Source organism: Castellaniella daejeonensis (assembly GCF_039523555.1).
GTDB lineage: Bacteria > Pseudomonadota > Gammaproteobacteria > Burkholderiales > Burkholderiaceae_B > Castellaniella > Castellaniella daejeonensis.
In genome coordinates this window covers 434896-458768 of the sequence record NZ_BAAAFN010000015.1, presented here as the reverse complement: position 1 = coordinate 458768, position 23873 = coordinate 434896, and the positions used below count along the sequence as shown (strand labels likewise).

Below are 23873 nucleotides of genomic sequence, written 5' to 3'. Positions count from 1 at the left end.
GATGGGGTCCTACAGATTGCAGCGGGCCAGGCGGAAAGCGACGTCTCGGCCGACCGGCTGGGGCTTGAGTTCATTGTCCTGGGCGGAAAAGCGCACCCAGATGACGTATTTGTTGGCGCTGATTTCCGGAAAGACGCCCAGAACCGGGTCGACCCAGACGCGCAGCAACTGGAAGGACTTGCCGCCCAGCATTTCCTGGTAGGCGCCCTGCCCGGCCATCTGGTCGCGCGCATCCCCCGCATCGCGCAGCAGCTGCAGGATCAGGGCCATGGCCCGGTGCAGCGGCATCAGGGGCTCGATCCAGCCGCGCAGGTCGGCGGCCCTGGCCTCGGTCGGCTTAAGCTGCCAGGAATAGTAGGAAGGCATGTCCACGGGCGAGGAACCGCCCGGCACCGTGATCCGGCCGCGCAGGCTGGCCAGCCACTCGTTGTCGCGCAGGCACTGGCCGATGCGGCCCTGCCCTGCCAGCGCCGCGGACACCGCCTGGATTTCTTCCAGGAGGCGGTCCAGCGTGATGCGGTCGACGCCAGGATGCTCGCGCAGCCCGGACAGGGCGGAACGATGCCGATCCATGTCCTGCAGGACTGCCGTGCGGACGTCGGCGCGCTCGCAGATGTCCAGCAGATCGAACAGCGTCGTCATGGCGATCTGGTGGCAATGGGCGTCTTCGCCCCGGGCAAAGAAGAAAAGGCGGTCGAACAGGTATTCGACCCTCAGCAGGGTGCGTACACGTTCATTACAGGGGTACTCGTACAAAATCACGCGCAAAAGACCCTATCCATGAGTGGTGTGTCCGGCCGCCGTCCGGGCGGCGCGGTCGCTCCAGGCCTGATGGAGCTGCAGAACACGCCGGCGCAGCGCATCCAGGTCAGTCGACCCATCATTGACAACGATGTCATCGGCTGCCGCCAGACGATCCGCCCTGGACGCCTGAGCGGACATGATACGCTCAATGGTGCTGCGCGTCAGCCCGCTGCGCGCCTGCACCCTGCGCACCTGGGTCTCGGGATCGCAGTCGACCACGCAAATGCGGTCCACCCGGTCGCGCCAGCGGCCGGACTCGACCAGCAGGGGCACGACCAGCACGAGATATGACCCCCGGGCCTGCCGGGCCTGATCCTGCACGGCCTGGCCGATCAGGGGATGCAACACGGATTCGAGCCGCAGCCGCGCCGCCGGATCGGCGAACGCGCGCGCGCGCATCCAGTCGCGGTCCATGGCACCGTCCGGACCGATCGCATCCGCGCCGAACGCCGTCCGCAGCGGCTCGATCGCGGCGCCCCCCGGTGCCGTCAGGTCGTGGGAGATCCTGTCGGTGTCGATGACCGCCGCGCCCCACTCGGCCAGCCAGTCGGCGACCTTGGACTTGCCCGAGCCGATGCCCCCGGTCAGGCCGATGGAAAACATGGCATCCCCGCATGATGAGTTCAGAACCATGAATGTACCGCAGGCGGAGCCAGCATCCACGCCCCGGCCGCCAGCGCAATGCAGGGCCCGAAGGGGTACGGCCGCCGCCAGCCGCCGCGTCGGACCAGGCAACCGGGCAGCCCCAGCACGCAGGCCAGCCAGAGGATGCCGAAGGCGGCTTGCGGCCCGAACCAGCCTGCCAGCGCCGCCAGGCACTTCACGTCGCCGCCGCCAAAACCGTCGCGCCCGCGCACACGGCGATACAGCCGGGCCGCTCCGGCCAGGCCCGCCCAGACCAGCGTGGATGCGCCAACGGCGGCCCCGAACCCCAGGCCGCCCAGCAGCCATCCGGCCAGCATCAGGGGCAAGGTGAGCGCATCCGGCAGAAGGCCGCTGCGGGCATCGATCCAGGCCAGCGCAGCCAGCACGATGGCCGGCAGTGCGGCTACCGGGCTGCCGCCGGCCGCCAGCAGCCCGGCCACGAGCCCCAGGGATGCCGCCATCGCGGCGTCCCGCAGCGGCCGCCAGCGCCGGAACGGGGCTTCCGCCGCCGCAGCCCACAGGGTGGGCGCCGTGGCGGGCTCGCCCGCATCCAGGCGGTCGGCGTAGGCCTGGGCCCAGCGCCCCTGCCAGGCCCCCAGGTATCCGCCCACCGCCACGACCAGCCACGACATGCCCAATTCGGCCATCTCCCCGCATCCCATCGCCAAGCCTCCTGCAAATGCGTAGAATGGCGGCTTCACGATCCTGTCCGTCACGACCATGCCGCGCGCCCTCAACCACACGATTCCCCGCCTGCTCAGCCTGGGACTGCTGGCCCTGCTGGCCGCCTGCGCCCAGCAACGCGAGCCCGGCTTCTATGAAGTCTCGCGCGGCGATACGGCATCCGATGCCCGGCACCGCGCCCAGGGCGGTGCCGACACGGTTGCCCCGTCGCAGCTGCAATTCGGGTTCGGGGCAGACAACCAGAAAAAAGCGGCGCCTGCGGACGACGGCGCCGGGCAATCCGCCCCATCGGCCGGCCCGGCCGCAGTCCCGCAGGAACTGGCCGAGACCCGGACCTACCTGGGCACCATCGCCTGCCCCGCCGGACAGGCCGACTGCCCGGCGCGCCGCATGACGCTGACCCTGGCCCCGGACGGCCAGTGGCGCGCCCGCAGCGCACCGCTGGACGGCACCGCCGCCACAGCGGCCCTGGGCTGCTGGCACCTGGTATCCACCGAACCGGTCCGTTTCATCCTGCAGACCGGCGACCAGGCCTACGCCACGCTGGAATTCATCCAGTCGAACGTCCTGCGCCTGTCCAGGCTGAACGGCCAGGCGCCCCTGCTGGAATCCCGGCTGACCCGCCAGGCGGATATCGACCCCATCCAGGAACTGGCCGCGAAACCGGCAGAAGCCTGTCCCGCGCGATAGGCTCGGGTTTCCGGATGCACGCCCCGGCGGGCGCCCCGCCGTGGCCCGTGCCGGATTCAGGTTCGTCCAGCCTTCTGGACAGGCAATACCGGGTCAGCTCGACCGCATTGCGCACGCGCAGTTTCTGGAATATGCGCGCCCGATGGGCCTCGATCGTGCGCTGCGTAACCCCCAGCTCGGCGGCGATGTATTTATTGGATCGCCCCTGCGTGAGATAACCCGTGACCTCGCGCTCGCGCAGTGTCAGACAGCCCAGCGGTGTTTCCCGGCTGTCCGGGCGTTCCTGGATCGAATCGCTTTCCAGCATGAGTGCTCCCCCTGTATGTGTTTGTTGTAGGCATGTGCGTCACATGCCAGGGGGATTCTGCCCGAACCGCGCCGTGAGCACACCTGTCAGTTCTGACAGCTTGCCTCGACCTGAAACTCCAGGTTATCGATCAGGCGGGTGGTGCCCAGGCGCGCGGCCGCCAGCACCACCAGGGGCTCGCCTTCGCGGATTTCCTGGGTCGTGGGCGGCTGCAGGTCGCGCTGCCGGCGCACGGCGACGTAGTCTGGCACCCAGCCGCGCTCGCGCAAGGCCTGCATGGCCTGGCCCTCGGCCTGGCCGGCATCGACGCGGCCGCCCTGGATCTGATCGCGCACCCGCTGCAGCAGGCCATACAGGTTGGGCGCCTCGGCCCGCTCCTGCACACTGAGATAGCGGTTGCGCGAAGACAGCGCCAGGCCGTCCGCATCGCGCACGGTCTCGTGAGCGATGATTTCCACCGGCAACTGGAACTGGCGGCACATCGCGCGCACGACCATCAGCTGCTGGTAGTCTTTTTTGCCGAACACGGCCACACGCGGCTGGACGCAGGAAAACAGCTTCAGCACCACGGTGCTGACACCCATGAAGAAATCGGGCCGGAATTCGCCTTCCAGGATCTTGCCCAGGGCTTCGCCCGGCTGGATGCGGAAATTCTGCGGTTCCGGGTACAGTTCTTTCTCGTCGGGGGCGAACAGCACATAGACATCGCGCCCGGCCTCCAGCTTCTCGATATCCTCGGCCAGGGTGCGGGGATAGCGGTCGAAGTCCTCGTTCGGGCCGAACTGCAGCCGGTTGACGAAGATGCTGGCCACCACGGGGTCGCCATGCTGGCGTGCCAGCCGCATCAGCGACAGGTGCGCGGCATGCAGGTTGCCCATGGTGGGCACGAAGGCCACGCGCAGTTGGCCGCGCAGCTGATCGCGCAATGCCTCGATGGAATGGACGACTTTCACAGGGGATTCTCCGACGCCCGGCCTCAGGCCGAGCGCGTGTAGGACAGTCTGACGTACAGCGGCGCATAGGGCGCCGCCTGGGTGATTTCCAGCAGCGATTCGCGGGCCAGTTCCAGCAATGCCAGGAAATGGACCACGATCACGGCGGCCGGCTCGCCCATGCGGATGCGCTCAAGGAACAATTCAGTGAATTCCATGAAGCGCACGTCCGACAGGCGGCGCAGGATATGGCTCATGTGGTCGCGCACGGACAACTGCTCGCGGGTGATGCGATGGCTGGCATTCAGGCGCGCCCGGTGCATGATCGCGGCCCAGGCCTCGCGCAGGTCGTCCGGCGACACTTCCGGCAGCAGGCGCGCCACCTCGAAGTCGGCCTCGGCATGCGCCACCAGGAAATCGCGGCCCACTCGCGGCATTTCGTCCAGCCTTCGGGCCGCCAGCTTCATGCGCTCGTATTCCAGCAGGCGGCGCACCAGTTCGGCACGCGGGTCCTCGACTTCCTCGCCGCTATCGGACTGGCGCACCGGCAGCAGCATGCGCGACTTGATCTCGATGAGCAGCGCCGCCATCAGCAGGTACTCGCCCGCCAGTTCCAGATTGGAGCGCCGCACCTGCTCGACATAGGCCAGGTACTGGGCGGTGACCTCGGCCATGGGAATGTCGAGCACGTTGAAGTTCTGCTTCCGGATCAGGTAGAGCAGCAGGTCCAGCGGACCCTCGAAGGCTTCCAGGAAGACTTCGAGCGCGTCGGGCGGGATGTAGAGATCCTGCGGAATGGCGAAAAGCGGCTCGCCGTACAGGCGAGCCAAGGCGACGTGGTCGACCACGTCGGGCGTGCTGTCTTCCGCGGGCGCCATCAGGGCGTCCAGCCCGGAATCGGGCAGCGGGGGCGGCATGAGGCCGGATCAGGCCTTCTGATAATAGACGTAGGGATCCTGGGGCACCCGGGCCGCCCGGAAGTTTTCCTGCAGCTCCGGATCCAGATCCTTGTCCCAGAGGCGGGCGCGGCCGGCGCGCTGGCGCGTTTCGGTGTCGGGATGTTCCGTTTTGTACTGGTTCAGGAACTGGGTCAGTTCCGAGGTGTAGTTGTTTGCCATAATAGTGCCGTAGCCGATCTCCATGACCGATTGCGCCCAAGTTTACTGCACTCGGGCGCAGCCAGCCCCACCCGATGTCAGAACCCTCCCCCTCCGGCCCCGCCCCCTCGCCGCGCGACCTGCGGATGATCCCCCTGATCGTCGGCTGCGCCCTGTTCATGCAGATGCTGGACTCCACCGTCGTCGCCACCGCCCTGCCCGCCATGGCGCGTGATTTCGGCACCACGGCGGTGCACATGAACATCACCATCACGGCCTACCTGCTGGCCACGGCCGTGTTCGTGCCCATCAGCGGCTGGGCAGCCGACCGCTTCGGCGCCCAGCGGGTGTTCCTCGCCGCCATCGCGCTGTTCACGCTCGGGTCCGTGGCCTGCGCCGCTTCCCAGAACATCCCCCAGCTCGTCGCTTCCCGGCTCGTGCAGGGCATGGCCGGCGCCATGATGGTTCCAGTCGGCCGCATCATCCTGCTGCGGCGCATTCCCAAGGCGGAGCTGCTCAAGGCCATGGCCTTCCTGACCCTGCCGGCGCTGCTCGGGCCCGTGCTCGGACCGCCCGTGGGCGGCTTCCTGGTGACCTACGCCTCGTGGCACTGGATCTTCCTGATCAACATTCCCGTCGGCGTGCTGGGAATGGCCCTGGTGCTGCGCTTCATTCCCCGAGACATGCCCGACGACCGCCCGCGCCTGGATACGGTCGGCTTCATACTCAGCGGGACCGCCCTGGCCGCCCTGCTGACCAGCCTGGAGGCCATCGGGCACGGCAGCCTGGGCGCCGGCCCCACCGCCGGGCTGGTGGCGCTGGGCCTGGCCTGCGGCATGCTGTATGTCCGGCACGCCCGCCACGTGCCCTACCCGATCATCGACCTGAGCCTGCTGCGCACCCAGACCTTCGCGGTTTCGGTGCTGGGCGGCAATCTGTGCCGCTTCGCCGTCGGCGCCTCGCCCTTCCTGCTGGCCATCCTGCTGCAGGTCGGCTTCGGCCTGTCCGCCTTTTCGGCCGGGATGATCACGTTCACCTCGGCGGCGGGCGCCATGCTGATGAAGCTGGTCGCCACGCCCATCGTGCGCCGATTCGGCTTTCGTCCCGTGCTGACGGCCAACGCGCTGATCACGGCGCTCTCCATCGCCGCCTGCACGCTGTTTCGCGCCGACACACCGATCTGGATCATGGTGTCGGTCCTGCTCGTCGGCGGATTCTTCCGGTCCCTGCAATTCACGGCGGTCAATGCGCTGACCTACGCGGACCTGGACGCCGCGCAGATGAGCCGCGCCAGCAGCTTCGCAGCGATGGCGCAGCAGATGGGGATCAGCCTGGGCGTGGCCTGCGCGGCGACCACGCTGAACCTGAGCATGCACCTGCGCGGCGGGATCGAGGTGGACCGCATCGACGTGACCTGGGGGTTCGTGGTCACGTCCCTGTTCGTGGCGGCCTCGGCCCTGTCCTTCCGGCGCCTGTCGCGCCGGGCCGGCAGCCAGCTGCATACCCGCGCCCGCTGAAGGCCGCGCCTTCCCGCAAGCCGGGGGCGCGCACTAACCGTCCAGCAGCATCACCAACTTGCAGTCCGGCCTGATCGCCAGCCGGAAAGTGAACTGCCGGAAGCGCAGCCGGCCGTCCGCCGGATGCTGGAATTCACGCAGGCCGCCTTCCCGGTCCACCACGACCTGCCGAGTCCAGGCCCGGGCGAACAGGGGGCTGCCAGCCTGCAATTCGGACACCAGCGCCTCGATGCCAGGCTCCCCCGCGAGCGCCGCCACATCGGCGCGGAACTCGGCCACGACCCGGCTGGCGCGTTCTTCCCAGTCCACGACCAGTGTGCGCGCGGCCGGATCGAGGAAGATGTAGCGCAGCAGATTGGGCTGCCCGCGCGCGGGCCAGCCGTCGAACACCCGCAGCAGGGCGGCGTTGCACGCCAGCACGTTCCAGGACTGGTCCAGCACGTAGGCGGGGCAACGAATGCTGTCCACGCAATCCTGCAGGCCGTCGGGCAGTGCGATCGGATCCATGCGGCCGGCCTCGGGGTCGGCACATTCGGCCAGGCTGAACAGATAGTGGCGCTCGGCGCGCCCCAGGCGCAAGGCTTCGGCCAGCCGGCACCAGACATCGACGGACACGGTCACCTTGCGCCCCTGCTCGATCCAGGTGTACCAGGTGGTGCTGATGCCGCACAGCTGGGCGATTTCCTCGCGCCGCAGGCCCGGCGTGCGGCGCCGGACACCGGGGGGCAGACCATGGTCGGCCGGGGCGACCCGCGCCCGGGCGCTGCGCAGGAAGGCGCCCAGTTCCCGGCGGCGGGCGGCATCATCGCGCGGCATGATCTTTTCCGGAAGCAGCCTGGCGCATCGTCCGGTTCAGCGCAGGACGCTGGCCAGGGTGCGGCGCACGTCCTCTTCGTCGCGGCCCGTGCGGCGAACGTAATCGGCGACCTGGTCGGCACCGATATTGCCGACGTTGAAGTACTTGGCCTGCGGATGGCTGAAGTAGAAGCCGCAGACGCTGGAAGCCGGCATCATGGCATATCCCTCGGTCAGCTTCATGCCGATCTCGCCGCAATCCAGCAGGTCGAACATGTCCCGCTTGACGATGTGTTCCGGGCAGGCCGGATAGCCGGGCGCCGGGCGGATGCCCTGGTACTTTTCGGCGATGATGTCCTCGTTGGCCAGGGATTCGTCGGGCACATAGCCCCACAGGTCGCGGCGCACCCGGGCATGCAGGGTCTCGGCGAAGCCCTCGGCCAGGCGGTCGGCCAGTGCCTTGAGCATGATCACGGAATAATCGTCTCCGGCATCCTGGAACTGCTTTTCGTATTTCTCGATGCCGATGCCGCCCGTCACCGCGAACATGCCGATGTAGTCGGTCACGCCCGAATCCTTGGGCGCGATGAAGTCGGCCAGGCATTTGTTGTCCACGCCTTCGCGCTTCTGCGTCTGCTGGCGAACGCCGCGCCAGGTCAGCAGGACTTCGCTGCGCGTCTCGTCGCGGTAGATCTCGATGTCGTCGTCGTTGATGCTGTTGGCCGGGTAGAAGGCGACGATGCCGTTGGCCGTCAGCCAGCGGCCTTCGACGATGCGCTTCATCATGGCCTGCCCCTCGGCGTGGAGCTTGCTGGCTTCCTCGCCCACCACGTCATCGGTCAGGATCGCCGGGAACTGAGCCATCAGTCCCCATGACTGGAAGAACGGCGTCCAATCCAGGAATTTCAGGATTTCATTCAGGTCGTAGTGCTTGAACACCCGCCGGCCGATGAACTTCGGGCGCGGCGGCGCGTAGTTCGCCCAGTCGATCGCCGGCTTGGCCGCGCGCGCCTGTTCGATGGTGAGCATCGGCGTGGCCTGGCGGTTGGCATGGCGCGTGCGCACGAGTTCGTATTCGTCGGCGACGCTCTTCAGGTAGGTGCCGGCCTGATCGGACATCAGGCTGGTGGCCACGCCGACCGACCGGCTGGCGTCGGGCACGTAGATCACGGGGCCTTCGTAGTTGGGAGCGATCTTCACGGCCGTGTGGACCTTGCTGGTGGTGGCGCCGCCCACCAGCAACGGGATATTGCGCTCGCGGAAATAAGGGTCGCGCTGCATTTCCGAGGCCACGTAGGCCATTTCCTCGAGGCTGGGCGTGATCAGCCCCGACAGACCGACCATGTCGGCGCCGATTTCCTTGGCCTTTTCGAGGATCTTGGCGCAGGGCACCATCACGCCCATGTTCTCGACCTCGAAGTTATTGCATTGCAGGACGACGGTGACGATGTTCTTGCCAATGTCGTGCACGTCTCCCTTGACCGTGGCGATGACCAGCTTGCCCTTGGAGCGCACGTCGCCGCCGGCCTCTGCCATCTGGCGCTTTTCCTCTTCGATGAAGGGCAGCAGGTGCGCCACGGCCTGCTTCATCACGCGCGCGGACTTCACCACCTGGGGCAGGAACATCTTGCCCGAGCCGAACAGGTCGCCCACCACGTTCATGCCATCCATCAGCGGGCCTTCGATGACTTCGATGGGCCGCCCGCCCGCCGCCATGATTTCCTGGCGGACTTCCTCGGTGTCCTCGACGATGAAGGTGGTGATGCCATGCACCAGCGAATGCGTCAGGCGCTCGCGCACCGTCCCCTGGCGCCACGTCAGGTCTTCTTCCTTCTTTGCGCCGGACCCCTTGATGCTTTCGGCCAGTTCGACCAGGCGCTCGGTGGGCGTGCGCTCGTCGGCCGGATCGGTCCGGCCGACCGGTTCGAGCCGGTCCAGCACCACGTCCTCGACCAGGTCGCGCACCTGCTTGTCCAGGTCGGAATACACCCCGAGCTGGCCCGCGTTGACGATGCCCATGGTCAGGCCGCGCCGCACGGCGTGATACAGGAAGACCGCGTGGATGGCTTCCCGCATGGCCTCGTTGCCGCGGAAGGAGAAGCTGACGTTGGAGATCCCGCCCGACACGCGCGCGTGCGGCAGGTTTTCAGTGATCCAGCCCGTGGCCTCGATGAAGTCCACGGCGTAGTGGTTGTGCTCGTCGATGCCGGTGGCGATGGCGAAGACATTGGGATCGAAGATGATGTCCTCGGGCGGGAAGCCCACCTGGTTCACCAGGATGTCGTAGGCCTTGGCACAGATATCGATGCGGCGCTGCAGGGTGTCGGCCTGTCCATCGGTATCGAAGGCCATGACGACCACTGCCGCGCCGTACTTGCGGCACAGCCTGGCCTGCTCGATGAACGGGCCCTCGCCTTCTTTCATGGAGATCGAATTGACCACGCACTTGCCCTGCACGCAGCGCAGTCCGGCCTCGATCACAGGCCACTTGGAACTGTCGATCATCACCGGAACGCGCGAGATATCGGGCTCGGACGCCAGCAGATTCAGGAAGCGCGGCATGATGGCCAGGGCATCGAGCATGCCCTCGTCCATGTTCACGTCGATGATCTGGGCGCCGTTTTCCACCTGCTGGCGGGCCACGGACAGGGCCTCGTCGAATTTTTCCTCGCGGATCAGGCGCAGGAACATCTTGCTGCCAGTGACGTTGGTGCGTTCGCCCACATTGATGAACAGCGTGTCGCGATCGAAATTCAGCGGCTCCAGGCCCGACAGGCGCGTCCTGACCGGAATCACCGGCGGCTGCCGGTGCGGCAGGCCGCGGACCTTTTCGGCAATGGCGCGAATGTGCTCGGGCGTCGTGCCGCAGCAGCCGCCCACCACGTTCACCAGTCCGGCCTGGGCGAATTCTTCGAGCAACCCCGAGGTATCGGAAGGCGTCTCGTCGAACCCGGTCTCGGCCATCGGATTGGGCAGGCCGGCGTTGGGATAGACGCAGACGTAGGTGTCGCAGAGCTTGGACAGTTCGGCCACGTAGGGACGCATCAGCGCCGCGCCCAACGCGCAGTTCAGGCCGATGGTGACGGGGCGCGCATGGCGCACGGAATTCCAGAAGGCCTCGACCGTCTGACCCGACAGGATGCGCCCGGACGCGTCGGTCACCGTGCCGGAGATCATCACCGGCAGGCGGATGCCGCGTTCCTCGAACAGGGTTTCGATGGCGAAGATAGCCGCCTTGGCGTTCAGCGTGTCGAAGATGGTTTCGATCAGCAGCAGATCCGCGCCGCCGTCGATCAAACCGTTGACCTGCTCGGTATAGGCCACGCGCAGTTCTTCGAAGGTGACGTTGCGCGCGCCTGGATCGTTCACGTCCGGCGACAGGGACGCCGTCTTGGGCTGCGGCCCGACGGCCCCGGCCACGAAGCGGGGATGGTCGGGCGTCGACACCGCGTCACAGGCCTCGCGCGCCAGCCGCGCCGAAGCCACGTTCAGTTCGTAGGCCAGTTCCGGCAGGCCGTAGTCGCCCTGGGCCACGCGCGTGGCGCCGAACGTATTGGTCTCAACCACGTCGGCCCCGGCTTCCAGGTAGGCCCTGTGGATGTCCCGGATGATGTCGGGCCTGACCAGGGACAGCAGTTCGTTGTCGCCCTTCAGGTCACGGCCGTGGCCGGCAAAGCGTTCGCCCCGGAAGTCGTCTTCGGTCAGCTTGTAGCGCTGGATCATGGTGCCCATGGCTCCATCCAGCACCACGATGCGCTGACCCAGCAGGCGCACGAACTCGGCCCCGCGCGTATAGGACTCGAGGGGGTAGGGCAAAGCGGGATAGGTCACGAGACGATCCAGGGGAGAAAGACGAAGAAAGGCCTCATTGTATCGTCGCGTGTCGCGCCCAGGCGCAGTCCCCGCGGCGCTCGGCGGGTAATGATTGATGGCTCAAGCACCTGAAGGCATCCGGCTGCGTCGCTCCCCGCTGCGCGGCGCCAGCATGGGCCGTGCACACCTGCGCCTCCAGGCCGGCCGTTCGGCCGGTTTCAATATACTAGGGTTTACCCTATAATGGTTTATACTTAATCTCGTCTCCAGAGACTTCACGCCGAGGACAGCAACATGTTGGCCCCTTTTTCGAACTATCCCGTCAATGAAGCCTTCGAACGCCTGATGGCCGAAGAACGCGCCGCGCGCGCTGCCCGTGCCGACCAGCCCCGCACCGGCCTGCTGCAACGCATCCTGGATGCCGTCTCCGGCCTCCGGCCGGTCGCTTCGCGCACCTGATCGACGGACACTGCGTCCCCGGGCGCGGCGCCGACGCCCGCCCGCTCACCATCCCCCGCCCCACGATCCCCCGAGGATCGCATACCGCTTCCCACATCGGCAGACCGCATGCCCTGCAAGGTCATCGCCTTGCCTTGCAGGACCGCATGCTATAGTGCGCGACGAAACAGGTATGCACCGTACGCCCAGGCGCCGGTGCATTCAAACGGGAAACAACGGCTCGTCCACGAGCCCAGATGTGCTGCCCCCGCAACGGTGCGCATGCCCCCATGCCAGCCCGATACCGGCCTGCTTCGACACCTGATACCGCCCGGCGCGGCCATCGGCATCCCCTTTCAGCGGCGGATCCAGGCCCTCGGGCGTTTTTCGATACCGGCGTGCGGGGACGCGCGCCAAACAGGGCCTCATCATGTCTGCTTCCTTCCCGCGCCGCCTCGCGGCCGCCTGCTGTCTCTTCCCCCTGGCCGCCACGGCCCAAACATCTTCCCCGGGCAGCGCAGTGCCCATGCTGCGGGACATCGTCGTCACGGCCAGCCGCAGCCCCGAACCCCTGGCCGACGTGGTGGGCGACGTCACCGTCATCGGACCGGAACAGCTGGTCGAGACACGTGGCGACGGCATCGCCGAAATCATCGGGCGCGCCCCGGGGGTGCAGTTCACGACGACCGGCGGGCCGCAGACGCAGACCAGCATTTACCTGCGCGGCGCGAATCCCAGCCAGACCCTGGTGCTGATCGACGGGATGCGGATCAACAGCTCCACCATGGGGGGCATCAATTTTCCCACCATCGACCCGGCCACGATCGAGCGCATCGAAATCCTGCGCGGCGCCGCCAGCAGCCTGTACGGCTCGGACGCCATCGGCGGCGTGATCAACATCATCACGAAGCAGGGCGAACAGAACCGCCCCCTGTCCGCCTGGGCCAACATCGGTTATGGCACCTACGAAACCGCCAGGTCCAGCCTGGGCCTGTCTGGTGCCGCATCGGGCTGGGACTACAGCTTCTCGACCAGCGCGGCGACCAGCAAGGGATTCGACGCTTTGCGGCGGCGCAAGGCCGACGGCACTGTCATCGCGGGCTACTATCCCGACAAGGACGGATACCGCAGTCACACTGTTTCAGGCACGCTCGGCTACCGCTGGGCCGAGGGCCACCGCATCGGCCTGACGGCTTACAACGGATATACGCGTGGCGACTATGACAACGAATTCACGCCTTATCCGAACACCTACGCCATCTACCGCCAGCAAGCCTACAGTCTGACCAGCACGGACAGCATCACGGGCTGGTGGGAAAGCGAGCTGCGGTTCGGCTTTACCAAGGACGACAACGACAATCGCAGCGACTCGTCCAGCGTGTTCAATTCGCTCAAGCGCCACTACAGCTGGACCAATACATTCAGGCCGCATGCCGACCACCGAATCTCCGTCCTTCTGGAACGCCAGGAAGAGCGTGTGCAGGCCACGACCACCCGATATGACCAGGATGCACGCGACACAAACGCGGCCGCACTGATCTACAAGGGCCGGGTCAACCGCCTGCACACACAGGCCAGTGTCCGCAACGACAATATCTCCGGCTACGGCAACCAGACGACCGGCAGCCTGGGCCTGGACTTTGACCTGACGGACACATGGCAGATCGGCATTGCCGGCAACACCGGCTTTCACGCGCCGACGTTCAATGATCTGTACTATCCCGGATTCGGCGGCCTGTACCAGGGCAATCCCGACCTTAAACCCGAAAAATCGAAGAATATCGAAGCACACCTTGTCTACGAAGGTGAACGGGACACAGTGCGAATCACAGCATTCCAGAACAAGATCAGGAATCTCATTGCCACCAGCCCGTCCTTTCCATTCTCACCGGAAAATATCGGCAGCGCGACACTGCTCGGCCTGACACTGGAAGGCTCCCACCGCTTCAACAACACGACCCTTCGTGGAAGCATCGATCTGCTCGATCCGCGCAACGACAATCCGAAGCCCGGCGAAGACTCACAACTCCCGCTGCGCGCCCGCCAAGTCTTTCATCTGAGTGCCGAGCACCGCATTCAAGCCCTGAAGGTCGGCGCCGAGTATCAATACACCGGCAATCGGCTGGACTCCGTTACAAAGACCCGCCTGGGCGGCTACTCCCTGGTCAACCTGACGGCCGCCTACGACTTCAGCAAGTCGCTGGGCGTGCAAGTGCGCTGGAACAACGTGCTGGACAAGGACTACGTACTGGTGGACGGCTACAACACGCCGGGCTCCAACGTGTTCGTGAACCTGTCCTGGCGGATGTAGCGATGACGCGGGCGACGGGCGGATCCAGTGGGTTGCGGCGCCGCATCCTGGGCCTGGCGTCCGCCGCCATCCTGGGCCTGTGCTCCGCAGCCTGGGCCGGCGCCGTCCGGCACGGCACGCCACCCCGCATCGTCACCCTGGCGCCCAATGCCACCGAACTGGTCTACGCTGCAGGCGCCGGCACCGACATCGTCGGCACCGTCCTGCGCAGCGACTATCCGCCCGAAGCGCGCGCCATTCCGCGCATCGGCGACGGCATCCAATTCAGCGAGGAAGCCATCCTGGCACTGCATCCGACGCTGGTGGTCGGCTGGCAGCCGACCGACGGCACGCGAGCCCTGGAACAACGCCTGGCGCCCCTGGGCGTGCCGCTGGTCTACGCCAATCCGAAATCGCTGGATGACATCCCGGCCCTGGTCCGCGACCTGGGCGAACGCCTGGGCACCCGCGCCGCGGCCGGAGAAGCCGCACTCAGCCTGGAACGCCGCATACGGGCACTGTGGCCGGCTCCGCCTCCGCCGCAGTCCGTCTTCATCGAGATCAGCGCCGATCCGCTGTACACCCTGGGCCGCGATCCACTGACCAACGACCTGCTGGGCCGCTGCGGCGGCGTCAACCCGTACGCCGGCAGCCTCCTGGCCGCGCCGCAGGTCAGCGTGGAATCCGTGCTGCGCCTGAATCCGCAAGTGATGATCCTGTCACCCTACGGCAGCGAGACCCTGGCCGCCCGCAGAGACTGGTGGGCGCGCCACGGCCTGGAGGCGGCACGCGCAAGGCGCATCTACGCCATCGACCCCGACTGGCTGCACCGTCCGGGACCGCGCCTGGTCGATGCCGCCGAGGCAATCTGCGCGGACCTGCGCGAGGCCCGGACCCGCCAGTCGCACTGAAGCGTTGCACCGTCTCCGGGAACGATCGATCTATATAATAATAAGTTATTTAAACACATTATCTAACAATAGAAACATCTTTTGTAGCCTTAAAAACATTATGTGACAATCCCCGCTCCGGGCCGCATGGCAAGACCTGCGGACCGGCACAAAAAAATCAAATCGCTCCTGGGGGAACGCACATGAGGCGGCTACTCATCACCTGCATTTGCGCTGCCGTTCTGGCCGGCTGCGCCACGCCGGAATCAACACGCAACTTCAAGCTCGAACTTCAGTCGGGCAACATCCCCGCCGCCACCGAGCGAGCGGTCAAGGAATCCGCCCCGGACAAGGAAGGCCAGCCCGGCAACCTGCTGTGGGCGCTGGAAGCCGGCACGCTGCTGCGCTACAGCACCCTCAGCGAACGCTCGACCCGCATGCTCGACGGTGCCGAAGTCCTGATGAAGGAAGACGACACGCGCAACGTGGTGGCCAGCGGCGGCCAACAGGTCGCCGCCGTCCTGACCAACGACAACGTCCTGCCGTACTCGCCCAACGTGTACGACACGGTGATGCTGAACACCTACAAGGCATTGAACTTCTGGCAGCAAGGCGACTACGCCAACGCCCGGGTCGAATGGAACCGCGTCGACGACCGCCAGCGCCGCGCCGCAGAGCACTTCGAAGCCGAGATCGCCAAGCAGCGCGACGCGGTCGAAACCAGCGACAACGCCGATCTGGTCAACCGCAGTCTGGCCGGGTCGGATGCCGCATTCGAAAAAGCCGGTGTGGATGTCAGCCAGTGGACTCCCTACGCCGGCTACATCAACCCGGCCGCGCTGTACCTGCATGGCTTGTATTTCCTGCTCAATAGCGAAGGCAAGGCCGACTATGAAAAGGCCAGGACCAGCCTGGAACGCGCCTTCGCACTGACCAAGCATGCCCAGGTCAAGGCCGACCTTGCCTCGGCACGCAGACCCAGGACCCTGAAGCCCGCCGTGTGGATCCTGCTGGAGAATGGCATGGCGGCCTCGAAACGCGAACTGCGCATCGACCTGCCGCTGTTCCTGGTCACGGGTGCGGTGCACTACACCGGCATCGCCCTGCCCATCATCGAGGACGGCGTCCCCGCCTACCCGCACATCGCCGTCGGCCGCCAGCAAAGCCAGCCCCTGGCCGACATGGATACCATCATCAAGGGCGAGTTCAAGACGCGTTTCAACGCGATCCTGGTGCGGGAGATCATCCGCGCCACGGCCAAGACCGTGCTGCAAAAGCAGATGAACGACCAGAACCCCTGGCTGGGGCTGGCTGCCGCCGTCGCCCAGGCGGCCTCCACCCAGGCCGACCTGCGCAGCTGGATCACCCTGCCGCACGACTTCCAGCTGATGCAGGTGCCCTACCCCAAGGATAACGTCCTGACGCTGACGCTGCCCGGCATCGAGGCCAGCATCGACGTGCCGCTGCCCGAACGAAAGGCGCCGGTCCTGGTCTATGTCCGCGCCCTCAACACGTCGACCACACCCAGCATCCAGGTCCTGGCCTCGAAATGAACGACTCACCATCCCTCACCATCCCGACCAGAGGTACACCCATGAACACTCGCGCCCTGCTTTCCGTGTCCGCGCTCTGCCTGGCCCTTGCCGGCTGCGCCACGCCCACCCACTACGTCGACATGAAGAACGACACCGTCGCCGTGATGGGCCTGGATTACAAGGATTTCGAAAACGCCGCCACGGAACTGGTCAACCAGATGCTCGCATCGCCGCTGATGGTGCACCCCAAGTCCAACCAGGGTGCGCGCTATGTGCTGACGGTGTCCAACGTCATCAACGACACCGCCCAGCGCATCGATACCGACCAGCTGACCAAGAAGATCCGCATCAGCCTGCTGAATTCGGGCCGCTTCATCGTCACCACGGCCGTCGGCCTGAACGGCCCCGAAGACGCGATGACCGCCAAGTCCCGCCAGTTGAAATCATCGAAGATGATCAACCAGCGCACCGTCAAGAAAGACGGCCGGGTGATTGCTCCCGATTTCTCGCTCTCGGGCAAGATCATCCAGCGCAACAATCGCGTCAGCAGCCGCACCCAGCAGGTCGATTACTACTTCCAGCTGACCATGACCAATCTGGACGACGGCCTGGCCTACTGGGAAGGCGAATACCCCATCGTGAAACGCGGGGACAACCGCACCGTCAGCTGGTGAGCCGCGATGAAGACCTCTTCTCTTCTGGCATTGTGCCTGGCGTTGGCCTGGCCGTTCTCCGGCCAGGCACAACAGGCGACGGAAGTCACCGTGCAGGCCCACGGCTACGGCGACACCTATGAGCAGGCCATCGAATCCGCGCTGGGCGACGCGGTGCGCCAGGTCACGGGCGCGCAGGTTGCCACCCGGTCGGCGGGCCCCAAGGCCACGCTTTCGGTCAAGGAATCCGGCGAAGGCGAAATCACCGCCGGCTACAGCAGCCTGAATACCGAAGGCAAGCTCCAGTCGCCCGGCAAGGGCGCGTCCAAGACTGCCAGCGGCAGCGCACACATCGAAGGCGCGGGGGCCTCGCGCACCACGCTCGAAGCCGGCATCGGCAGCGAGAACCGCGTGACCAGCCAGGGCAAGGTCAAGGGCTACAAGGTCATCCGGCAGTCCTGCGAGAACAAGGGCTGCGAGGTCGACCTGGAAGTGGCGGTCGAAAAGATCGAGTTCAAGTCCAAGGCGCCACAGGCCCAGCGCGACAGCATCGCCGTCGTCACCACCGGACGATTGCGCAAGAGCGCCAACGCCGACCAGTTGCGCCAGGCGCTGACCGACAAGCTCGTCAAGAGCGGCCGCTTCACCGTGCTGGATCGCAGCAACGACAGCGCCATCGGCCAGGAGCTGAGCCTGCTCGAAAGCGATCAGGCCTCCGACGAACAGCGTGGCAAGCTCGGCCAGGCGCTGGGCGCCGATTTCATGCTGATCGTCGACCTGACGCAGGCCGGCGTATCCACCAAGGTCAAGGAAGAATTCATCGACCTGACGGGTGAAACCAACCGCGAGGTCTCGACATCGACCCGTGCCTCGGTGCGCTACACCTTGGTCGAATCGGCCACCCGCGCCGTGCGGTGGTCCGATTCCAGCAGCTTCAGCTCCAGCGGCAACAAGCTCAGCGCGGCCCTGGACGGGTTCCTGGACAAAATCATCGGCGATATCTCCGAGATCGTCAGCCCGCCAAAGGTCGTCGCCGTGACCAATGGCCGGGTCGTCATCAATCGTGGCCAGGGCCTGGCGGCCAGCGGCCAGACCTACGACATCTATGCGCAAGGCGAGGCCCTGATCGACCCCGATACCGGAGAGCAGCTGGGCGCCGCCGAAGAACGCGTCGCAACGATCCGCATCGGCACCGTACAGGCCAGGATTGCCTATGGCGACATCATCAGCGGCAGCGCAGACGCCATTTCCCGGGGCGCGGTGGCCCGCCTGCAGGCGCCAGCGCCCGCAGCCAAGCCCCCCGCCAGGAAACCCGCACGCAAGAAAGCCGCGGAATCCGACCAGCAGGTCGAGGAAGGCGGCGGCATCATCCTGCACTGACCGTGGCGGCAATCTCACGGGGCGGCCTGGAAACGTCTGTCGGGAAAGCGCAGCCATCGGGCCGCCGCAAATGGATTATCCTTGGGGGTGGCCGCCCGACGCGGCTGCCCGCTTTCCGGTTCTTCAGACACACACCTCCATGACCACCCCAGACACCCTCACCATCGCCGACCGCGTATTCCATTCCCGCCTGCTGGTCGGCACCGGCAAGTACCGGGATTTCGAACAGACCCGCGAAGCCATCGAAGCCAGCGGCGCCGAAATCGTCACCGTCGCCATCCGCCGCACCAACATCGGCCAGAACCCGGGCGAGCCCAACCTGCTGGATTTCCTGTCACCGGACCGCTACACCATCCTGCCGAACACGGCTGGCTGCTACACCGCCGAAGACGCCGTACGCACGCTGCGCCTGGCGCGGGAACTGCTGGACGGCCACAACCTGGTCAAGCTCGAAGTCCTGGGCGATTCGGGCAACCTGTTCCCCAACATGCCGGAAACCCTGGCCGCCGCCCGCACGCTGGTGGCCGAAGGCTTCCAGGTCATGGTGTATTGCAGCGACGACCCGATCCAATGCCGCATGCTGGAAGACATCGGCGTCGCGGCCGTGATGCCGCTGGCATCGCTGATCGGTTCGGGCATGGGCATCGTCAACCCCTGGAACCTGCGCCTGATCATCGACCAGGCCCGCGTGCCGGTGCTGGTGGACGCCGGGGTGGGCACGGCATCGGATGCCGCCATCGCCATGGAACTGGGCTGCGATGCCATCCTGATGAACACGGCGATCGCCGGCGCGCGCGACCCGATCCGCATGGCACGCGCCATGCGCCTGGGCGTGCAAGCCGGGCGCGAGGCCTACCTGGCCGGCCGCATCAAGCGCAAGTACTACGACGCCGACCCCAGCTCGCCTTCCGAAGGCCTGCTGCCCTCGACCCGGGCCGCCTGATCCCGATCCCGCACTCGCCGGGACGCATGCGTCCCGGCCCCATCCGCACGGAGCCTGCGATGATCCCCAATACCCTGTCGATTGCCGGCGTGGACCCCTCGGGCGGCGCCGGCGTGCTGGCCGATGTCAAGACCATGAGCGCCCTGGGCGCCTACGGCATGGCCGTGATCGCCGCGCTGACCGCGCAGAACACGCAGGCGGTCACGGGCATTTCTCCCGTGCCGCCGGAATTCGTCGCTGCGCAGATCGACACGCTGTTCAACGACGTGCGCGTGGACGCCGTGAAGATCGGCATGCTGGGCCAGGCCGGCGTCACCCGTGTGGTGGCCGACCGCCTGGAGCACTGGAAACCGGCGCATCTGGTGCTCGATCCCGTGATGGTCGCCAAGAGCGGCGATCACCTGCTGGAACGCCAGGCGCTGGACGCGCTGCGCGAAGGCCTGATCCCGCTGGCCACCGTCATCACGCCCAACCTGCCGGAAGCGGGGGTACTGCTGGGGCAAAGCCCCGTCGACAACCTGAAGGACATGCGCCGCGTCGCCGAGCGCCTGCGCCGGCTGCTGGCCGACGACGGCGAACGCTGGGTCCTCCTGAAAGGCGGCCATCTGCCGGGCAACGACACCATCGACCTGCTGCACGACGGCGACCGGCTGATCGAACTGCCGGGCCGGCGCATCGACACGCCCAACACCCACGGCACCGGCTGCACACTGTCGGCGGCGATGGCCGCCCTGCTGCCGCGCGCACCCGGCGTGCCCGAAGCCGCCCGCCACGCCAAGGCCTGGCTGGAACGCGCCATCGCCGCATCCGGCCAGCTCCAGGTGGGCTCCGGCCACGGCCCGGTGCATCACTTCCACGCCTTGTGGCCCGCTTCGCAGACCTGATCCCGCGCAAGCCCGCCATGCGGGCTGCTGGCCTATAATCGGACTCGAATCAAACTCTGGTACCCCTGCGACATGAACGTCAACGACATCACCGACGCCGATCGTGCCCGCTTCAACATGGTCGAACAGCAGATCCGCCCCTGGAACGTCCAGGACGAACGGGTGCTGCAAGCCGTCTTCGACATGCCCCGCGAGCGCTTCGTTCCGCCCCAGATGCGCGCCCTGGCCTTCACGGACACGGAATTGCCACTGGTGATCGACGGCGTCGATACCCGCGAAACCATGCTGTCCCCCAAGGTCGAGGCCAAGCTGGCCGAAGAACTGCAACTGAAACCCACGGACTGCGTCCTGGAAATCGGCACGGGATCGGGCTACCAGGCCGCCCTGCTGTCGCGCCTGTGCCAGCAGGTCACCAGTATCGAGCTCGAAAGCCGCCTGTCGGCCTTTGCCCAGGCAAACCTGGCGCGCAGCCAGGTCGCCAACGTCACCGTGGAAACCGGCGACGCGCACGCCGGCTGGGGCACCGCCGAATACGATGCCATCCTGATCACCGGTTCCGTCCCTTCGGTGCCCGACGCGCTGAAATACCAGCTGGCCGTGGGCGGCCGCCTGGTGGCCATCGTCGGCCACAACCCGATCATGACCGTGTGCCGCATCACGCGCACCAGCGCTGCGAATTTCGACACCGTGTCCATCTTCGACACCTACGTGAAGCCCCTGCGCGGCACCGCGCGGTCGCGCTTCAAGTTCTAAGGCCTGCAAAGCCGCCAGTCCGGATCCGGACCGCAACCTGCCCCAGGGGGCGGGCCTGCGGTCAGGTCCGGATTTTCTTCAGGAGCGCCGTGGTCGAGCGCTGATGCTCGAACGGAATGGCCACGGCCCGTCCGCCCCAGCCGCGCACCACCGCAGTTTCAGGCAGCGCATCCATGTCGTAGTCGCCGCCCTTGACGATCACGTCGGGCCGCAGGGCACGGATCAGTTCCAGCGGCGTGTCTTCCGGGAACAGCACCACCCCGTCCACACATGCCAGGGCGGCCAGCAGCGCTGCCCGGTCTTCCTGGACATTCAGCGGCCGGTCGTCGCCCTTGCCCAGGCGGCGCACGGAATCGTCCGTGTTCACCCCCACGATCAGCGAGGCCCCCAGCTCGGCCGCCTCGTCCAGATAGGTGACATGGCCGCGATGCAGGATGTCGAACACGCCGTTGGTGAAGACCAGCGGCCGCGGGAAGCGGCCGTTGCGCACGGCCTGCTCGCAGGCCGCGCGATCAAGGATCTTGGATTCGAAGCGGGCCATCACACGCCGCCCCCGCGCGTCAGCGCCCAGACCGCCACGCCCAGGCCGGCCGCCAGGATGCCGCACAGCACGGCCAGCAGCCGGTTGGAACGGTCCTGGGCACGGCGCAGGCGTTCGAGCTCGGTCCGCATTGCCGGCCCCGGGTCGGGATGGTTCAGGCGGGCATAGGCCAGGCGGGGAATCTGCGGCAGGATCTGGGCCCACTGGCTGGCTTCCTGGTCCAGGCGCTGGCGCAGGCCGCGCAGGCCGACGCGCTGATGCATCCATTTTTCCAGGAAGGGCTTGGCGGTTTGCCACAGGTCCAGGTTGGGATCCAGTTCGCGCCCCATGCCTTCGACGTTGAGCAGGGTCTTCTGCAGCAGCACCAGCTGCGGCTGGATTTCCACGTTGAAGCGCCGCGAGGTCTGGAACAGGCGCAGCAGCACCTGCCCCAGGGATATTTCCGCCAGCGGCCGGTCGAAATACGGCTCGCAGACGGCTCGCACCGCACCCTCGAGTTCTTCTTCGCGCGTCGTGGGCGGCACCCACCCGGACTCGATGTGCAGCTGGGCAACCCGGCGGTAGTCGCGCCGGAAGAAGGCGAGGAAGTTCTGCGCCAGATAGTTCTTGTCGAATTCGGACAGCGAGCCGACGATGCCGAAATCCAGGGCGATGTAGCGCCCCAGGGTATCGGGATCGTCGGAGACGTAGATGTTGCCCGGGTGCATGTCGGCATGGAAAAAGCCGTCCGTGAACACCTGCATGAAAAAGATTTCCACGCCCTGGCGGGCCAGCAGCGGGATGTCCACACCCAGGGCGCGCAGGCGATCGACCTGGCTGACCGGCACGCCGCGCATGCGTTCCATGGTGAAGACCTGGCTGGCGCAGTATTCCCAGACGACTTCCGGCACGCGCAGCAGGTGGGCCCGGCCGGTGTCGGGGCCGAAATTGCGCCGCAGCTGGCTGCAGTTCGCGGCTTCGCGGATCAGGTCGAGTTCGTCGTGCAGGTATTTGTCGAATTCGGCCACGACCTCGCGTGGCTTCAGGCGCCGCCCGTCGGGTGCCAGCCGCTCGACCAGCCCTGCCAGCGTGCGCAGCAGCTTGAGATCGCGCTCGATGGCTTCGCGCATGCCCGGGCGCAGGACCTTGACGGCGACCTCGCGGCCGTCGTGCAGCACGGCGAAATGCACCTGGGCGATCGAGGCCGAGGCCACGGGATCGCGCTCGAACCGGGCGAACAAGTCCTGCGGCGCCTTGCCCAGGGACTCATGGATGATGTCGGCGGCCTGATCGGACGGGAACGGCGGCACGCGATCCTGGAGCCGCGCCAGTTCGTCGGCGATATCCTGGGGCACCAGGTCGCGGCGCGTGGACAGGACCTGGCCGAATTTCACGTAGATCGGCCCCAGGGTTTCAAGGGCCAGCCGCAGGCGCTCGCCGCGCGCGCGGCGCGGGCGGCGGCCCAGGCAGGCGATCTTCAGCAGCGCATGCGCCCAGGGATGCTGGATGCCGGACAGGACCAGTTCGTCGAGCCGGTAGCGCAGGCCGATCCACAGAATGTAGACCAGGCGCAGGAACGTCAGCATGTCCCGCCCTCCAGCCGGCGCAGGCGCGCATCGAGACGCTCCAGCCGGGATTCGAGCGCCTGGCGTTCCGATACCCAGGCCTGGAAGTCCGTGCCGCGGATGCCCAGGCCGGATTCCTCGCCCAGGTATTCCGAGATGTTGTCCTGCGCGCGGCGCACGGCCTGCCGCAGGCCGCCTGCAAATTCGCGTGCACCCCGAGTCAGGCGGACTGCCGCCACGTCGCCGACGACGCGCGACAGGTCGTCTTCCATGTCCCAGCGCAGGCCGCGGGCCAGGTCGGACACCAGGTGGGCCAGCCCGGCATCGCCCTGGATACGGGCCAGGCCCGTGACCCCCGCCAGCCCTTCGCTGCGCCAGGCGCCGGGCAGATCGCGGCGGCGCTCCGGCGGGATGGACAGCACCACGTCGGGCACCACGGCCCGGTCGCAGGGCCGCAGCGAACCGTCGGATGCGATCGCGCATTGCAGCGTCCAGGGCTCGCCGCCCGTCAGCCGCAGCGATTTGCCGGCGTGGGCCGCCAGCCGTTCGCGCGCCCAGGGTTCTCGGTGCAGCAGCGCATTCAGCCCCCGGAGCAGGACATCGGAAGGAGCGGGAAAGGGAAAGGGAAGAGGCATGATCATGAACGACGGGGCCGCGGGTGCGCCGGATCGGGCGCAGGCCCCAGTTTACCGGTTTTGCACCCCCTGCACGCAGGCCGCAGGATGCGTGCGCACCCGG

Annotated in this window: 22 protein-coding genes and 1 pseudogene; 11 read left to right on the top strand and 12 right to left on the bottom strand. The window is 66.8% G+C overall.

Annotation, left to right across the window (positions count from 1 at the left end):
• Positions 1-9 precede the first annotated feature (9 nt).
• The 3 genes from zapD to ABD022_RS11840 are packed head-to-tail and all read right to left on the bottom strand — an operon-like array spanning position 10 to position 2096.
• On the bottom strand, positions 10-762 hold the full coding sequence (gene zapD, locus ABD022_RS11850; RefSeq protein ID WP_325124598.1) for a cell division protein ZapD: 753 nt from the start codon (positions 760-762) through the stop codon (positions 10-12).
• 12 nt (positions 763-774) lie between these two features.
• Positions 775-1407: a dephospho-CoA kinase gene (gene coaE / locus ABD022_RS11845; protein ID WP_343821434.1), complete on the bottom strand. Its 633-nt coding sequence runs from the start codon at positions 1405-1407 to the stop codon at positions 775-777.
• A gap of 20 nt (positions 1408-1427) precedes the next feature.
• Positions 1428-2096, bottom strand: a complete 669-nt coding sequence (locus ABD022_RS11840; RefSeq protein WP_343821432.1) for a prepilin peptidase — start codon at positions 2094-2096, stop codon at positions 1428-1430.
• 73 nt (positions 2097-2169) lie between these two features.
• Here ABD022_RS11840 and ABD022_RS11835 point away from each other — a divergent pair, with 73 nt between their 5' ends.
• Positions 2170-2823, top strand: coding sequence for a hypothetical protein (locus tag ABD022_RS11835; RefSeq protein WP_325124564.1), 654 nt, complete (start codon positions 2170-2172; stop codon positions 2821-2823).
• A 97-nt stretch (positions 2824-2920) separates the two neighbouring features.
• Here the strand turns inward: ABD022_RS11835 and ABD022_RS11830 are convergent.
• From ABD022_RS11830 to ABD022_RS11815, 4 genes and pseudogenes are all read right to left on the bottom strand, one after another.
• Positions 2921-3130, bottom strand: a pseudogene (locus ABD022_RS11830) (LuxR C-terminal-related transcriptional regulator); the annotation flags it as partial.
• Between the two features lie 86 nt (positions 3131-3216).
• Entirely contained in the window at positions 3217-4083 is an 867-nt protein-coding gene (panC, locus tag ABD022_RS11825) for a pantoate--beta-alanine ligase (RefSeq protein WP_325124563.1), read from the bottom strand.
• Between the two features lie 23 nt (positions 4084-4106).
• Positions 4107-4979: a segregation and condensation protein A gene (locus ABD022_RS11820; protein ID WP_325124562.1), complete on the bottom strand. Its 873-nt coding sequence runs from the start codon at positions 4977-4979 to the stop codon at positions 4107-4109.
• 9 nt (positions 4980-4988) lie between these two features.
• A complete protein-coding gene (locus ABD022_RS11815; protein WP_325124597.1) occupies positions 4989-5180 on the bottom strand; it encodes a DUF3460 family protein in 192 nt (63 codons plus the stop codon).
• A gap of 125 nt (positions 5181-5305) precedes the next feature.
• Here ABD022_RS11815 and ABD022_RS11810 point away from each other — a divergent pair, with 125 nt between their 5' ends.
• Positions 5306-6676 carry a DHA2 family efflux MFS transporter permease subunit gene (locus tag ABD022_RS11810; protein WP_414647419.1) on the top strand — a complete coding sequence of 457 codons (1371 nt, stop codon included), beginning with the start codon at positions 5306-5308 and terminating at the stop codon, positions 6674-6676.
• Between the two features lie 33 nt (positions 6677-6709).
• Here ABD022_RS11810 and ABD022_RS11805 read toward each other — a convergent pair whose 3' ends face one another.
• The gene (locus ABD022_RS11805; protein WP_343821430.1) at positions 6710-7492 is read right to left on the bottom strand and encodes a helix-turn-helix transcriptional regulator; all 783 of its coding nucleotides are present in this window, start codon (positions 7490-7492) and stop codon (positions 6710-6712) included.
• A gap of 36 nt (positions 7493-7528) precedes the next feature.
• On the bottom strand, positions 7529-11302 hold the full coding sequence (gene metH, locus ABD022_RS11800) for a methionine synthase (RefSeq protein ID WP_343821428.1): 3774 nt from the start codon (positions 11300-11302) through the stop codon (positions 7529-7531).
• Positions 11303-11578: 276 nt separating this feature from the next.
• On the opposite strand from metH, the gene ABD022_RS11795 reads away from it, so the two are divergent.
• The 9 genes from ABD022_RS11795 (at position 11579) to ABD022_RS11755 (ending at position 21050) form a co-directional block, all read left to right on the top strand.
• Positions 11579-11743 (top strand): hypothetical protein, encoded by a 165-nt coding sequence (locus tag ABD022_RS11795; RefSeq protein WP_325124558.1) that lies wholly within the window; start codon positions 11579-11581, stop codon positions 11741-11743.
• A gap of 409 nt (positions 11744-12152) precedes the next feature.
• Positions 12153-14033, top strand: a complete 1881-nt coding sequence (locus ABD022_RS11790) for a TonB-dependent receptor domain-containing protein (protein WP_325124557.1) — start codon at positions 12153-12155, stop codon at positions 14031-14033.
• 2 nt (positions 14034-14035) lie between these two features.
• The gene (locus tag ABD022_RS11785) at positions 14036-14923 is read left to right on the top strand and encodes a cobalamin-binding protein (protein WP_325124556.1); all 888 of its coding nucleotides are present in this window, start codon (positions 14036-14038) and stop codon (positions 14921-14923) included.
• Between the two features lie 182 nt (positions 14924-15105).
• The gene (locus ABD022_RS11780) at positions 15106-16455 is read left to right on the top strand and encodes a COG3014 family protein (RefSeq protein ID WP_325124555.1); all 1350 of its coding nucleotides are present in this window, start codon (positions 15106-15108) and stop codon (positions 16453-16455) included.
• A 41-nt stretch (positions 16456-16496) separates the two neighbouring features.
• On the top strand, positions 16497-17111 hold the full coding sequence (gene lpoB, locus ABD022_RS11775) for a penicillin-binding protein activator LpoB (protein ID WP_325124554.1): 615 nt from the start codon (positions 16497-16499) through the stop codon (positions 17109-17111).
• A 6-nt stretch (positions 17112-17117) separates the two neighbouring features.
• Positions 17118-18470 carry a CsgG/HfaB family protein gene (locus ABD022_RS11770; protein ID WP_325124553.1) on the top strand — a complete coding sequence of 451 codons (1353 nt, stop codon included), beginning with the start codon at positions 17118-17120 and terminating at the stop codon, positions 18468-18470.
• Positions 18471-18609: 139 nt separating this feature from the next.
• Positions 18610-19413 carry a thiazole synthase gene (locus ABD022_RS11765; RefSeq protein ID WP_325124552.1) on the top strand — a complete coding sequence of 268 codons (804 nt, stop codon included), beginning with the start codon at positions 18610-18612 and terminating at the stop codon, positions 19411-19413.
• Between the two features lie 59 nt (positions 19414-19472).
• A complete protein-coding gene (thiD, locus tag ABD022_RS11760) occupies positions 19473-20297 on the top strand; it encodes a bifunctional hydroxymethylpyrimidine kinase/phosphomethylpyrimidine kinase (protein ID WP_343821425.1) in 825 nt (274 codons plus the stop codon).
• A 72-nt stretch (positions 20298-20369) separates the two neighbouring features.
• Positions 20370-21050, top strand: coding sequence for a protein-L-isoaspartate O-methyltransferase family protein (locus ABD022_RS11755; RefSeq protein WP_343821423.1), 681 nt, complete (start codon positions 20370-20372; stop codon positions 21048-21050).
• Positions 21051-21111: 61 nt separating this feature from the next.
• Here the strand turns inward: ABD022_RS11755 and rfaE2 are convergent, their stop codons facing one another.
• The 3 genes from rfaE2 to ABD022_RS11740 are packed head-to-tail and all read right to left on the bottom strand — an operon-like array spanning position 21112 to position 23776.
• Entirely contained in the window at positions 21112-21591 is a 480-nt protein-coding gene (gene rfaE2, locus ABD022_RS11750; protein WP_325124549.1) for a D-glycero-beta-D-manno-heptose 1-phosphate adenylyltransferase, read from the bottom strand.
• Positions 21591-23156 (bottom strand): ubiquinone biosynthesis regulatory protein kinase UbiB, encoded by a 1566-nt coding sequence (gene ubiB, locus ABD022_RS11745; RefSeq protein ID WP_325124548.1) that lies wholly within the window; start codon positions 23154-23156, stop codon positions 21591-21593. The genes rfaE2 and ubiB overlap by 1 nt, the downstream gene beginning before the upstream one ends.
• A complete protein-coding gene (locus ABD022_RS11740) occupies positions 23150-23776 on the bottom strand; it encodes a ubiquinone biosynthesis accessory factor UbiJ (RefSeq protein ID WP_343821422.1) in 627 nt (208 codons plus the stop codon). Before ABD022_RS11740 ends, ubiB begins: the two co-directional genes overlap by 7 nt.
• Positions 23777-23873: the final 97 nt, after the last annotated feature.

Bases quoted from the DNA above. Each gene is read 5' to 3' on its own strand.
- coaE (WP_343821434.1), bottom strand. From the start codon at position 1,407: ATGTTTTCCATCGGCCTGACCGGGGGCATCGGCTCGGGCAAGTCCAAG.
- ABD022_RS11840 (WP_343821432.1), bottom strand. From the start codon at position 2,096: ATGGCCGAATTGGGCATGTCGTGGCTGGTCGTGGCGGTGGGCGGATAC.
- ABD022_RS11835 (WP_325124564.1), top strand. From the start codon at position 2,170: ATGCCGCGCGCCCTCAACCACACGATTCCCCGCCTGCTCAGCCTGGGA.
- ABD022_RS11820 (WP_325124562.1), bottom strand. From the start codon at position 4,979: ATGCCGCCCCCGCTGCCCGATTCCGGGCTGGACGCCCTGATGGCGCCC.
- ABD022_RS11815 (WP_325124597.1), bottom strand. From the start codon at position 5,180: ATGGCAAACAACTACACCTCGGAACTGACCCAGTTCCTGAACCAGTAC.
- ABD022_RS11810 (WP_414647419.1), top strand. From the start codon at position 5,306: ATGATCCCCCTGATCGTCGGCTGCGCCCTGTTCATGCAGATGCTGGAC.
- ABD022_RS11805 (WP_343821430.1), bottom strand. From the start codon at position 7,492: ATGCCGCGCGATGATGCCGCCCGCCGCCGGGAACTGGGCGCCTTCCTG.
- ABD022_RS11795 (WP_325124558.1), top strand. From the start codon at position 11,579: ATGTTGGCCCCTTTTTCGAACTATCCCGTCAATGAAGCCTTCGAACGC.
- ABD022_RS11790 (WP_325124557.1), top strand. From the start codon at position 12,153: ATGTCTGCTTCCTTCCCGCGCCGCCTCGCGGCCGCCTGCTGTCTCTTC.
- ABD022_RS11785 (WP_325124556.1), top strand. From the start codon at position 14,036: ATGACGCGGGCGACGGGCGGATCCAGTGGGTTGCGGCGCCGCATCCTG.
- ABD022_RS11780 (WP_325124555.1), top strand. From the start codon at position 15,106: ATGAGGCGGCTACTCATCACCTGCATTTGCGCTGCCGTTCTGGCCGGC.
- lpoB (WP_325124554.1), top strand. From the start codon at position 16,497: ATGAACACTCGCGCCCTGCTTTCCGTGTCCGCGCTCTGCCTGGCCCTT.
- ABD022_RS11770 (WP_325124553.1), top strand. From the start codon at position 17,118: ATGAAGACCTCTTCTCTTCTGGCATTGTGCCTGGCGTTGGCCTGGCCG.
- ABD022_RS11765 (WP_325124552.1), top strand. From the start codon at position 18,610: ATGACCACCCCAGACACCCTCACCATCGCCGACCGCGTATTCCATTCC.
- thiD (WP_343821425.1), top strand. From the start codon at position 19,473: ATGATCCCCAATACCCTGTCGATTGCCGGCGTGGACCCCTCGGGCGGC.
- ABD022_RS11755 (WP_343821423.1), top strand. From the start codon at position 20,370: ATGAACGTCAACGACATCACCGACGCCGATCGTGCCCGCTTCAACATG.
- rfaE2 (WP_325124549.1), bottom strand. From the start codon at position 21,591: ATGGCCCGCTTCGAATCCAAGATCCTTGATCGCGCGGCCTGCGAGCAG.
- ubiB (WP_325124548.1), bottom strand. From the start codon at position 23,156: ATGCTGACGTTCCTGCGCCTGGTCTACATTCTGTGGATCGGCCTGCGC.
- ABD022_RS11740 (WP_343821422.1), bottom strand. From the start codon at position 23,776: ATGATCATGCCTCTTCCCTTTCCCTTTCCCGCTCCTTCCGATGTCCTG.